Origin of the sequence: Amycolatopsis thailandensis (assembly GCF_002234405.1) — a bacterium.
Lineage (GTDB): Bacteria > Actinomycetota > Actinomycetes > Mycobacteriales > Pseudonocardiaceae > Amycolatopsis > Amycolatopsis thailandensis.
Genome location: NZ_NMQT01000107.1, coordinates 1 through 11897 on the forward strand (window position 1 = coordinate 1; position 11897 = coordinate 11897).

Here is an 11897-nt window from a genome sequence, read left to right on the forward strand (position 1 = left end):
CGCACTGGAGCAGGCCGCCCGGCTGAGCGCCGATCCGGAACGCCGGGCGGACCGGTTGCTGCGCGCGGCCGAGCTGGCCGTCGAATCCGGCGGTCGCGAGACGGCGGAACGCCTCGTCCGGGACGCGCGCGGGGGAGAGCTCACGCCGCGGCAACGGTCGACGGCGAGCTGGCTGCTCAGCGGGTTCGAAGACGGCGTCCGCGAGGATCTCTCCCGGGTCGGCGAACTGGCGCGGCTGGCCGAGTCGGTCGCGGAGGACGGGCACCCGGATCCGGCGATGCGCGTTCTGTGGGGTGCCGCCATGCGCTGCTTCTGGGCCGAACCCGGTGAGGAGGCGCGACGGACGCTGCTGGCCGTCGCGGACGGCCTCCCGGTCGAGAACTCGGACCCGCGCCTGGTCGCCGTCGCCGCGTACGTGGCGCCGTTCGACCGGGCGGAGTCCGTGCTCGGCGAGTTGCGCGGACTCGCCGCCACCACCGGAACCGATCCCGAGGTCGACCGCTTTCTCGGCAGTGCCTCGTTGCAGGTCGGCGCGGTCGACCTGGCCGCCCGGTTCTCCGCGGCCGCGGCGCCGGGGCTGCGGGCGCAAGGCAGGCTCGGCTTGCTGCCGCGGGCGCTGGCCGTCCAGGCGTGGAGCCGGGTCCGGCTCGGCGACCTCGCCGCGGCCGTGCCGGTCGCGGCGGAGGCGGCCAAATTCGCCAAGGAGACCGGGCAGCCGTTCATGTACGGGCTCGCCACCGCCGTCCAGGCCGAGATCGCCGCGCTGCGGGGTGAGCACAAACAGGCCAAGGCGCTGGCCGAGGAGGCCGAACGGACCGGGCTCGCCGCCGGAGCCCGGCCAGTGCTGGCGACGGTGCAGCTCGCCAGGGGCATCACGGCGTCGAGCGAAGGCCGTTTCGACGACGCTTTCGCCGATCTGCGGCGACTGTTCGACCCCGCCGATCCCGCTTTCCAACTGGCGCTGCGCGTCTACTTCGTCGCGGAGCTCGCCGAGGTCGCGATCCGGGCGGGCCAGGTCGAGGCGCTGCGGGAGATCGTCGCGGAGATGGAGCGGCTGGCCCTGTCGACCCCGGCGCCCGCTCTGCACATCGGATTGCGCTACGCCCGCGCGGTGCTCGACCCGAGCGACGAACTGTTCGAGACCGCTTTGGGAGCCGAGCTGGACGGCTGGCCCGCCGAACGAGGGCGGCTGCACCTGGCCTACGGCGAATGGCTGCGACGGCAGCGGCGCGCCGTCGACTCACGGGCGCATCTGCGCACCGCGCGGGAGACGTTCGACGCGCTGGGCATGACCGCGTGGGCCGAACGCGCGCGCCGTGAACTGCGGAGCGCGGGGGAGTCCAGCCCCAACCGCGGCCCGGACGCGCGCGAGAAGCTGACCCCGCACGAGCTGAGCATCGTGCAGCTGGCCGCGGAGGGGCTGACGAACCGGGAGATCGGGCAGCGGCTCTATCTCTCGCACCGGACAGTGGGGACGCATCTGCACCGGATTTTCCCGAAGCTCGGGGTGAGTTCGCGGGCGGAACTCAAGGGAGCGTTGGGCCCCGTGAGTGGCAGGGACGGTTCGTGACCCGGTGACACGGACCTCGCGTGCTTGAAGCCGGATCTCGCGTGCTCAAGGGCGGAACTCGCGTGCTTGGAGGCGGATCTCGCGTGATCAGACGCCGCATACCGAGTTCCGCCTTCCATCACGCGAGTTCCGGCTTCAAGCACATGAGTTCCGCCCTTGAGCACGCGAGATCCGGGTCTGATCACGCGAGTCAGGTCTCCGGCCCGGCTCAGAGCTCAGAGCTCAGAGCTCAGGCGACGGTCGCGTCCAGCGTGACCTCCACGTTCCCCCGCGTCGCCTTCGAGTACGGGCACACCTGGTGCGCGCCCCGCATCAGTTCGTCGGCGGTGGCCTGGTCGATACCGGTCGCCTCCAGGTGCAGCGCGGCGCTCAGGTGGAACTCGCCCGCGTCGGTGTCGTGGTGCAGCGTCACCTCGGCGACGACCGCGAGGTCGTTCAGCGGCACCTTCTTGACGCCCGCGACGCGGCGGACGGCGCCGACGAAGCAGGACGCCCAGCCCGCGGCGAACAGCTGCTCGGGGTTCGTGCCGTCGCCGGCGCCGCCGAAGGCCTTCGGCACGGCGAGGCCGACGTCGAGCGCGCCGTCGTCGGAGGTCGCCCGGCCGCCGTTGCGGCCTTCCGCGGTCGAAGTGGCGACGGCGGTGTACGTGGTTTCAGACATGCCACAACCGTAGGAATCCGGCCCTGACCTCGGCGCCTGTCGGACGACGTCATTCCTGTACGTCATGGGCGGACGACGTACGCCGACGACGTCGTCCGACGGTCGCCGCGGGTGCCGTCGCGCGCCTAACTTTTCGGTCATGTCGCCCCTGCCGCAGGAAGTCCGGTACCGCTTCACCGTGCTCGGCCCGCCCGGTTTCACCAGCGGCGGCACCCGGCTGGACCTCGGCTCGCCGCAGCAGCAGGCCGTCTTGATGCTGCTGCTCGCCAACGCCGGCAGTTTCGTCCGGACCGGCGAGCTGATCGACGGACTCTGGGGCGAACGGGCGCCGGTGACCGGCGAGGCCGTCATCCGCACCTACATCTCCCGCCTCCGGCGGCTGCTCTCCTTGCAGGGACTGGGATCGGCGATCATCTCGCGGTCTGGTGGCTATCAGCTGGACCCGGACTCCTTCGAGGTCGACGCGGTCGAATTCGTCAGGTTGATCGAGAGTGCCCGTCAGGCGCACACGGTGGAAACGGCGGCGCAGCTGCTGGAGCGGGCGCTCGGTCTCTGGACGGGGACGGCGCTGGCCGGCGTCCCGGGCGAAGCGGCCGAACACGAGCGCTCGCGGCTGGAACGGCTGAAGCTGACCGCCACCCAGGAGCTGCTCCGGCTGCGCCTGGAGCTCGGGGAGCACGACGAGGTGATGGCCGAGGTACCGGCGTTGATCGAGCGGAACCGCCTCGAAGAACCGCTGTACGAGATCTATCTGCTCGCCCTCCATCGCGGCGGCCGCCGGGCCGAGGCGCTCGAACTCTACCGGGCGATCCACGAGCTGTTCGACGCGGAACTCGGGGTCCGGCCCGGGGCGAAACTGCGGGCACTGCATGAAAAAGTGCTTCGCGCCGAGGACGAGCGCGCACCGGTGCTTCGCGCGCCGGACTCCCTGTTCGTCGGACGCGAGCGCGAACGCGCCGAGTTCCGGCGGACGCTCGCGAGGGAGCCGGCCAAGGGCGTCGAGGTGCTGTTCTTCACCGGCGCCCCCGGGATCGGGAAGTCGACCTTGCTGCGGAAGTTCGCCGACGACGCGGCCGCGCTGGGCAAACCCGTCCGGCTGTTCGACGAACCCGGCGACGTGGCCGCGGTCCTCCGTCAGCTGCCCCCGAACGCCACCGTCGTGATCGCGGACCGGAACGGCCCGGACGCCACGCTGCTGGTGGATCCGGCTTGGGCGGGACGGATCAGGCTCAGGAAGCTCGAAGCCTTGAGCGAAATCGAATCCGCTGCCTTGCTCGAAGCGCGCGACGTCGATCCTGGACTTCGTGAGTCCATTGTGGACTTCGCGGCGGGCAATCCGTTCGCGCTGTCCCTGGCCGCCGAGGTCAGCAGATCACCGCGCGAGGACTCGGCGCGCTACGTGGTCGACACCGTGTACACGCACCTGGCCGGGAAACCGCCGTCGGAAGCGCATCGGTGGGCGTTGTACGTGTGCGCGCAAGCGGACCACACCACCGAAGACCTCCTCCGGTCCGTGCTGCCGGGCGGGCGGTCTTCGGAGCTGTTCGACTGGCTCCGCGACCATCCCTGCGTCGACACCGCCACGGACGGCCTTGTCCTCGGCGGCGTGCTTCGCGAGGTGCTCGACAGGCACCTCCGGTGGCGTGACCCGGCGGGCCGCGCGCGGATGCGCGGCCGGATCAGCCGGGTCACGACCGGCCGCTGATCAGGTGCGCAGCCACACCGCCGTGTCCGTCGGGAGTTCGTCCTCGACGGGGGCACTGGCCATGAGCACCTCGCGATGCGGTGGCAGAGGCACCGGCGCGTCCGAGAAGTTCAGCACGAAGGTGAACCCCGGATCCCGCGTGAACGCGAGCACGCCCTCGCCCAGTGCCAGCCATTCCAGCTCGCCGGGGCCGAGCGCGGGAAGCTCGTCCCGCAGGCGCAGACCGGCGCGGTAGAGCCGGAGCATCGACGCCGGTTCGGCGGACTGCGCCTCCGCCGTGCTCGATCGCCATTCCGCGGGCTGGGGCAGCCACGTTCCCCCGGTGCCGAAGCCGAACGGAGTGGCTTCGCCGGACCAGGGGAGCGGGACCCGGCAGCCGTCACGACCGGGATCGGCGCCGTTCGTCCGGGCCCACACCGGATCCTGACGGAGTTCGCCGGGGATGTCCTCGACCTCCCACAGGCCGAGCTCTTCCCCTTGATAGACATACAGGCCGCCGGGCAGCGCCATGGTCAGCAGCGCCGCCGCCCGTGCCCGGCGGGTACCCAGCTCCCGGTCGACCGGGGTGCCGTGCAGCCGGTCGGCGAACGCGAAGCCGGTGTCACCCTCGCGTCCGTACCGGGTCACGTGCCGGGTGACGTCGTGGTTCGACAGGACCCAGGCAGCGGGCGCGTCGACCTCGTCGTGGGCCACCAGTGTCCGCTCGATGACGTCCCGGAACCGCGCGGAATCCCAAGGGCACACCAGGAAGTCGAAGTTGAACGCCGCGTGCAGCTCGTCCCGGCGGAGATAACGCGCGGCCCGTGACATGTCCGGCAGCCACATTTCGCCCACCAGCACCCGATCTCCCGGGTAGCTGTCGGCGATCTTGCGCCACGACCGGTAGATCTCGTGCAGCCCCTCTTGATCGGAGAACGGTGTCTCGTCACCCGGATCGACGTCGGGCAGCCGCGGATCCTTCACCAGCCCGTCGGCGACGTCGATGCGGAAGCCGTCGACCCCGCGATCGAACCAGAACCGCAGCACGTCCTCGAAATCCGCGCGGATGTCCTGGTTGTCCCAGTTGAAGTCCGGCTGACGCGAGCTGTAGAGGTGCAAGTACCACTCGCCGTCCGGGACCCGGGTCCACGCGGAGCCGCCGAAGCGCGACTTCCAGTTGTTCGGCGGTTCGGAGCCGTCCGGCCCCCTGCCCGGCCGGAACCAGAACCGTTGCCGCTCGGGCGATCCCGGTTCCGACGCGAGCGCGTCGGCGAACCACTGGTGCTCGTCGGAACAGTGGTTCGGCACGATGTCGATGATCACGCGGATGCCCTTCGCGTGGGCCGCGGCGATCAGGTCCTCCGCCTCGGCGAGCGTGCCGAAGAGCGGGTCGATCTCCCGGAAGTCGGCGACGTCGTAGCCGCCGTCGTCCATCGGCGACGGGTACCACGGGGTGAACCAGATCGCGTCGATCCCCAGTTCGGCCAGGTAGTCCAGCCGCGCGCGGACCCCGGCGAGATCGCCGACGCCGTCCCCGTTCCCGTCCGCGAAACTGCGGAGATAGACCTGGTAGATCGCCGCGCTCCGCCACCATCCGGCGGACTGCCCCACTGCGGTCACGGAAATGTCCTCCCAATCGTTGTGTGGAAACCCCGAGAGTCAGCCTTTGAGGCTGCCGGCGGTGAGCCCTGCCAGGATGTGCCGCTGGAACGCCAGGAACAGCGCCACCATCGGCAGGCTGGCCAGCACCATGCCGGCGACCAGCACGTTCAGCGGCATGTCGATGGCGACGCGTTGCAGCATCACCGACAGCGTCTGTTTTTCGGTGTCCGGGAACACCAGCAGCGGCCAGATGAAGTCCTTCCACGCGGCCACCACCGCGAGGATCGAGACCACGGCCAGGATCGGCCGCGAGATCGGCAGGATGACGCGCCACAGCGTGCGCACCGGCCCGGCGCCGTCGAGCCGCGCGGCTTCGATCAGCTCGTCCGGGATCTGGTCGAAGAACCTTTTCAGCAGATAGATGTTGAACGCGTTCGCGGCGGCGGGCAGCCAGACCGCCGCCGGTGAGTTGATCAGGTTGACGTGCAGCAGCGGCAGATCGGTGATCGTCACGTAGGTCGGCACCAGCAGCGCCGCGGCGGGGAGCATGAGCGTCGCCAGCATGAGGCCTAGCACGACGTTGCCGAATTTCGGCCGCAGTTTCGACAACGCGAACGCCGCGGGGACGTCGATCGCCAGCTGCGCCAGCCACGCGCCACCGGCGACGACGACCGTGTTGAGGAAGTACTTGCCGAGACTGAGCTGATCCCACGCGTCGGCGAAGGTCTCCGGATGCCACTCGTTCGGGACGAGCGTCGCCGGCGTCTGCGCCAGTTCCTGCGGCGACTTCATCGCGCCGGTCACCGCCCAGTACAGCGGGAACAGGAACGCGATGACGAACAGGAGCAGGGTGCAGCCGAAGATGACGGCGTACCCGATCTTGCCGCCCGGGCTGCGCAGCGTGCTGGGGGAGACGAGCGTCCTCATGACTGATCCGCTTTCCTGGTCAGGCGCACGTACAGCGCGGAGAACACCCCGAGCGCGACGAACAACAGCAGGCTCAACGCGCTGGCCGAACCGAAGTCGTTGTAGACGAAGGCGTAGCGGTACAGCAGGAGGAGCACGGTGACGGTCGAGTCGTCCGGCCCGCCGCCGGTCATCACGTACGGCTCGGTGAACACCTGCATCGTCGCGACGACCTGCAACAGCAGAAGCACCAGCAGCACGAACCGAGTCTGCGGCAGCGTGACGTGGATCAGCCGCTTCCACAGCCCGGCGCCGTCGAGTTCCGCGGCTTCGTAGAGCTCGCCGGGGATCGTGCCGAGCGCGGCGAGGTAGATCAGCGTGGTGCTGCCCATGTTCGCCCAGGTGGAGACGAACACCAGCGACAGCATCGACGTTTCGCTCGAGTCGAGCCACTGGCCGCCGGGCAGGCCGACGGCGCCGAGCGCGGAGTTGAACAGCCCGGAACCCGGGTCGTAGAACCACTTCCACATCAGGGCGGTGACCACCGGCGGTAGCATCACCGGCAGGTAGACAGCCAGCCGGAAGAACGCCTTGGCGTGCCGTAGTTCGTTGAGCAGCACCGCGGTCAGGAACGGCACCACGAACCCGAAGACCAGCGCGAGCCCGGTGAACAGCAGGGTGTTGCGCCAGGCGACGCCGAACAGCGGGTCTTCGAACAGGCGGGTGAAGTTGTCGAAACCGACCCACGCCGGCGGGTTGACGAAGTCGACCTGCTGGAAACTCAGCAGCACCCCGCGCACGATCGGGTACCAGGAGAACAGCGCGAACACCACGAGCGCGGCGCACAGCAGCCCGTACGCGGTGAGGTTTTCCTTGATCTTGCGGCGAAGGCGGGTCCGGCGGCGTTCGGCCGCGGAAGCGACCGGGCGACGGGCCCGCGACGACGCTGTCGCGGGCCAGTCGAGGACGCTACTTGACCTGGGCGAGGACACTGTTGACCTTCGACTCGGCCGACGACAGCTGCTGATCGACGTTCACGTTCCGATCGGTGAGCACCGCTTGCATCACGCTGTCGAGGACGGCGTACACCTGCTGCGCGTTCGGTGGTTCGATGCTGCCCTTGATGCGCGAACCAGCGTCCACATAGGACGCGAAGTTCTCGGCGGGAACGTTGGCGTGCTTGGTCTTGACCGCGAGCTGCTGATCGCGGACAGCGCCCTGCCAGATGTCCGGCGTCGGCTCGGCCGGCAGCCCGACCGGCTGCTTGCCGTCGACGTACTGCTGGACGTGCTTCTCGAAGCGCTCCGGGTTGAGGTACTTCCAGCGGACCCATTCCAGGCCCGCCTTGATCTTCTCCGGCGAGGCCTTGGGGTTGAGCATGTATCCCTCGCCGCCCAGCAGCGTGCCCTGGCCACCCGGCATCCCGGCGACGCCGTAGTCCTCGTACTTGCCGTTGAACTGCTTGACCAGCACCGGGACGTTGTCCGGGGCGGCCATGTACATGCCGAGTTGGCCCGCGCCCATCATCCGCTGGACGTCCTGGGCTTCGAGCAACTGCTTGCTGCCCATGGTGTCGTCGTCCCAGCGCATGGCGCGAAGCTGGTTCAGGGCGGCCTTGGCCTTGTCGTTGTTGAACGCGGCGACCCACTTTTCGCCGTCCTTGCGCGCGACCTCGCTGCCCATGGAGTAGAGCCAGCCGGTCAGATGCCAGCCGCCCTGGTTGTTCTTGCTGTAGTCGGCGTACCCGACGATGCCGTTGCCCAGCGCGGCGATCTTCTTCGCGGCTTCGCGGACCTCGTCCCAGGTCTGCGGCGGTTTGTTCGGGTCTAGCCCGGCCTTCTGGAACAGCGGGCGGCTGTAGAGCAGGCCCATGCTGTAGTTCATCGTCGGCAGGCCGTAAAGCTTGCCATCGGACCCCCGGAAGTTGTCCAGAAGTTCCGGCTTGATGTCGTTGAAATTCTTCAGGCTCTTCGCCGCTTCGGTGATGTCGGCGGCCTGACGGCGCGTGATGATCTGCGCCGGGTCGGTGAAGTAGACGTAGTAGACGTCTTCGAGCTGCCCACCCGCGAGCTTGGCGGAGAACGTCTTCGGGTCCATGAACCCTTCGTGCGGCTCGATGTCGATGTCCGGGTGGCTCTCCTCGAACTCCTTGACGTCGGCGTCGAACACGCCGCGCTCGAACGGCTGGCTGGTCGGGGGCTGGCCGGTGACGGTGATCTTGACCTTGCCCCCGGTGCTTTCACCGGAGCCGGAACCGCAGGCGGCCGCGCCCAGGACGAGCCCGCCCGCGGCGAGCAGGCAGAACATCCGGCGGCGCACGGTGGGGGACCAAGTGCTGCTCATCTTCAAGCCTCATCTCGGGATCGCGACGGCTGTCACGTGATTGCGGTCACTCTAAAGTGAAAGCCCGGATTAACGCAATAACTCGATGAGAACTTGCAACTTTGCGACAGAGCTCGCCCGTCTCGAAGTACGTGAAGGCCCCCTTCGCTGCGCTAGACGCAATGAAGGGGGCCTTCACGTACTTCCGCCAGTAGGCGGCTAAATGTGGCGGGCGGTGGAGCCCCGGACGACGAGTTCGGGCGCGAACAGCAGCTCCTCGGCCGCCACTTCGCCACCGTTTATGCGCTTGACCAGCAGTTCCACCACGGCTCGGCCCATCGCCTCGATCGGCTGGCGGGTCGTGGTGAGCGGCGGGTCGGTGCAGTTCATCAAGGCCGAGTCGTCGTAGCCGACCACCGAGACGTCCTCGGGCACCGACAGTCCCTGCCGCCGGGCCGCGCGGATCGCGCCCAATGCCAGGAGGTCGCTCGCGCACAGGACGGCTGTCGCGCCGCGCGGGTACAGCCGGGCGGCGGCCGCGTGACCACCTTCGATGGAGAACATGCCGTGCTCGACGAGTTCGTCCATGACGGGGAGCCCGAGTTTCCCCGCGTAGGCCCGGAACGCCTCGAGTTTGCGCTGGGACGGCACATGGTCGGTCGGGCCGAGGACGAGGCCGATCTTCTCGTGCCCGAGCGAGCTCAGGTGCCCGACGACCTGCTCGACGGCGACCGCGTCGTCGCACGAGATCTGCGGCAGCCCGAGGTGGTCGACGGCGGCGTTGATCAGCACCGTCGGCAGGTTGCGCTCGGCGAGATGGTGGTAGTGGGAGTGCACCGCGTCGGCCTGGGCGTAGAGCCCGCCGGCGAACACGACACCGGAAACCTGTTGCTGGAGAAGCAGTTCGACGTACTCGGCCTCGGAGACACCGCCCGCGGTCCGCGTGCACAGCACCGGGGTGAAGCCCTGCTGGGCGAGAGCGTTGCCCATGATCTCGGCCAGTGCGGGGAAGATGGGGTTCTGGAGTTCGGGGAGGACCAGGCCGACCAGGCGGGCACGGTCGCCGCGCAGCTGGGTCGGCCGTTCGTAGCCCATCACGTCCAGCGCGGTGAGGACGGCGGCCCGGGTGCTGGCGGAAACCCCGGACCGGCCGTTGAGCACCCGGCTGACCGTGGCTTCACTGACCCCGACCTTGCGGGCGACTTCGGCAAGACGACGCGTCATGGCTGAAACTTTACCGCAAGTGAGCGCAAGAACTAGACACTCTTGATCGGTGCGGTGGCGCGAAAGTCGCGAGAAGACGGAACGAGGGCGGCGGCCGCCGGTGCGGCGAAGCAGACGATGGCGCACACCGCCAGGACCGGTGCCGCCCCGAACGCGTCGATCGCGGGCGCGATGAACGCCAGCCCGGCGGGTGCCAGGCCGTAGGAGAACAAGAAGTCCAAAGAGGACACCCGGGCGAGCTTGCCCGGTTGGACCTCCCGCTGGGTCGCGGTGAACCACGGGACGTTGAACAGTTCGATGCCCAGCCCCGCGACGGCGTAGGCGGCGATGACCAGGGCCGGGTGCACCGGGAACAGCAGGCTCAGCGGCGCGAAGCCGTAAAAGCCGAGTCCGATCAGCGCCGCCCAGCCCTGCCGCTTCGGACGCCAGCGCGCGATGACGACGGCGCCCGCGAGCGCGCCGAGCGTGTACGCGGTGAGCCCGCCGGCCAGGACGGCTTCGGTGTCGTAGCGGTCGCGGCTGACCAGCGGCAGCACGACGCCGGTGGCGGAGTAGCCGGTCGCGATCACGGCGGTCAGCGCGCCGAGCCCGGCCAGGAACCACGGGTGACGGCGGGCTTCACGGAGACCATCGGCGAACTCGCCGAAGAAACGGGTCCTCGTGCCGGTCGGAGCCGGGGCGAAAGTACCTCTCGGCGGGATCAGCGCCGTCCCCAGCCAGAGCACCCCGGTGCCGATCACCAGGGCCGGCGTCGAAGCGACCTGCGAGAGCAACGCGGTGAGTCCGGGCGCGACCAGTGTCGTGACCCGCACGGCCAGCGTCATCGCCGCGTTGGCCTGCTGTCGCCGGTCCTCGGCGATGACCTCGGCGGTCAGCGCCTGGAAGGCCGGGCGGCACGCGCCCTGCCCGACTCCGACGACGGCGGCCGCCGCGGCCGTCAGCAGCACGGACCGGCCCATGCCGGCCGCGATCAAGGGTGTCGCGAGACCTGCGATGAGGCCGGCCCAGAGCACGACCCGGCGACGGGAGTGCCGGTCGGCGATGACCCCGGCCACCGGGACTGCCACGAGGAATCCCGCCGTCCGCGCGGCCAGGACGATCCCGAGGTCCACGGCGGAAAGCGACCGTTCGAGCACCGCCAGGCCGAGGATGAACGGCAGCGCCCAGGTCGCCAGCCCGGACGCGGTGTTGCCGGTCCAGAGCCGGACGAACGGCAGGCTGTTGTGGTACTTCAAGCCGAATCCCTTCTTCTGACCCGCGACAGAACGCCCGGTCGCGCTCTACTCTGCCTCCCGTGCGCACGACGACCCCGACCCGAGGCCCCGCCAGGCGCCTCCGTGGCGGGGTCGTGGGGGTGCTGACCGGCATTCTGGCGACCGGCGCCCACGCCAGCACCAGCGGGCGCGTCCCCGATCTCGGCGTGGTCGTCCTGCTCGTCGCCCTGCTGAGTTGGGTCGCCTACGCGTTCGCGGGACGCCGTCGCGGCCCGCTCGCCATCTTCTGCCTGGTGGCGGGCGGACAAGCGGCGATGCACGCCTCGCTCACCTTCCTGACCTGGGAGTCGCACTCCCATCACGCGGAACCCCCGGGCAACGGCCTGCCCATGGCGGCCGGGCACGCCGTCGCGACCCTGGTGGTGGTCACGGCGCTGGCCGGCGCCGAGCGCGTCCTGTTCGCCCTCATGACGCTGATCGCCTCGGTCCTCCCGCGCCGCCTCACGCCCCGGCCCGCGACGGCCCCGCTGCGGATCCGTGTCCCGCTCGCGGTGAAGTTCCCCGCGACCGAGGCACTCCTGCGGAACGTGCTTTCGCGGCGCGGCTCGCCGGTGTCGTTCGCCTGATCCCCGAAACCCTGCCGAGACCCGTGTCGCGGCAGGGCCCAGCACGCGCGCCGTGACCGTTTCCGGCGCGCGGCGCAGGCGCACGCCT

10 protein-coding genes are annotated in these 11897 nt (G+C 69.8%); 3 read left to right on the plus strand and 7 right to left on the minus strand.

From position 1 onward, the window contains the following. On the plus strand, window positions 1-1570 hold a 1570-nt coding region (locus CFP71_RS29675), incomplete at its 5' end, for a helix-turn-helix transcriptional regulator (protein WP_244199882.1). A 229-nt stretch (window positions 1571-1799) separates the two neighbouring features. Here the strand turns inward: CFP71_RS29675 and CFP71_RS29680 are convergent. After that, window positions 1800-2231, minus strand: coding sequence for an organic hydroperoxide resistance protein (locus tag CFP71_RS29680; RefSeq protein WP_093937265.1), 432 nt, complete (start codon window positions 2229-2231; stop codon window positions 1800-1802). 139 nt (window positions 2232-2370) lie between these two features. Here CFP71_RS29680 and CFP71_RS29685 point away from each other — a divergent pair, with 139 nt between their 5' ends. Further along, on the plus strand, window positions 2371-3936 hold the full coding sequence (locus tag CFP71_RS29685; RefSeq protein WP_093937266.1) for a BTAD domain-containing putative transcriptional regulator: 1566 nt from the start codon (window positions 2371-2373) through the stop codon (window positions 3934-3936). Here CFP71_RS29685 and CFP71_RS29690 read toward each other — a convergent pair whose 3' ends face one another. From CFP71_RS29690 to CFP71_RS29715, 6 genes are all read right to left on the minus strand, one after another. Beyond that, window positions 3937-5535 (minus strand): glycoside hydrolase family 13 protein, encoded by a 1599-nt coding sequence (locus tag CFP71_RS29690; RefSeq protein WP_208636064.1) that lies wholly within the window; start codon window positions 5533-5535, stop codon window positions 3937-3939. Window positions 5536-5574: 39 nt separating this feature from the next. Then, window positions 5575-6444, minus strand: coding sequence for a carbohydrate ABC transporter permease (locus tag CFP71_RS29695; protein WP_093937268.1), 870 nt, complete (start codon window positions 6442-6444; stop codon window positions 5575-5577). After that, window positions 6441-7415 (minus strand): carbohydrate ABC transporter permease, encoded by a 975-nt coding sequence (locus CFP71_RS29700; protein ID WP_093937269.1) that lies wholly within the window; start codon window positions 7413-7415, stop codon window positions 6441-6443. The genes CFP71_RS29695 and CFP71_RS29700 overlap by 4 nt, the downstream gene beginning before the upstream one ends. Further along, on the minus strand, window positions 7393-8766 hold the full coding sequence (locus CFP71_RS29705; RefSeq protein WP_093937270.1) for an ABC transporter substrate-binding protein: 1374 nt from the start codon (window positions 8764-8766) through the stop codon (window positions 7393-7395). The genes CFP71_RS29700 and CFP71_RS29705 overlap by 23 nt, the downstream gene beginning before the upstream one ends. Before the next feature lie 198 nt (window positions 8767-8964). Further along, on the minus strand, window positions 8965-9969 hold the full coding sequence (locus tag CFP71_RS29710) for a LacI family DNA-binding transcriptional regulator (RefSeq protein ID WP_093937271.1): 1005 nt from the start codon (window positions 9967-9969) through the stop codon (window positions 8965-8967). Window positions 9970-10001: 32 nt separating this feature from the next. After that, on the minus strand, window positions 10002-11204 hold the full coding sequence (locus CFP71_RS29715; protein ID WP_093937272.1) for an MFS transporter: 1203 nt from the start codon (window positions 11202-11204) through the stop codon (window positions 10002-10004). A gap of 59 nt (window positions 11205-11263) precedes the next feature. Here CFP71_RS29715 and CFP71_RS29720 point away from each other — a divergent pair, with 59 nt between their 5' ends. Next, the gene (locus CFP71_RS29720) at window positions 11264-11809 is read left to right on the plus strand and encodes a hypothetical protein (protein ID WP_244199883.1); all 546 of its coding nucleotides are present in this window, start codon (window positions 11264-11266) and stop codon (window positions 11807-11809) included. Window positions 11810-11897: the final 88 nt, after the last annotated feature.

Coding starts and splice junctions, on each gene's coding strand:
- CFP71_RS29680 (WP_093937265.1), bottom strand. CDS start 2,231: ATGTCTGAAACCACGTACACCGCCGTCGCCACTTCGACCGCGGAAGGC.
- CFP71_RS29685 (WP_093937266.1), top strand. CDS start 2,371: ATGTCGCCCCTGCCGCAGGAAGTCCGGTACCGCTTCACCGTGCTCGGC.
- CFP71_RS29695 (WP_093937268.1), bottom strand. CDS start 6,444: ATGAGGACGCTCGTCTCCCCCAGCACGCTGCGCAGCCCGGGCGGCAAG.
- CFP71_RS29705 (WP_093937270.1), bottom strand. CDS start 8,766: ATGAGCAGCACTTGGTCCCCCACCGTGCGCCGCCGGATGTTCTGCCTG.
- CFP71_RS29710 (WP_093937271.1), bottom strand. CDS start 9,969: ATGACGCGTCGTCTTGCCGAAGTCGCCCGCAAGGTCGGGGTCAGTGAA.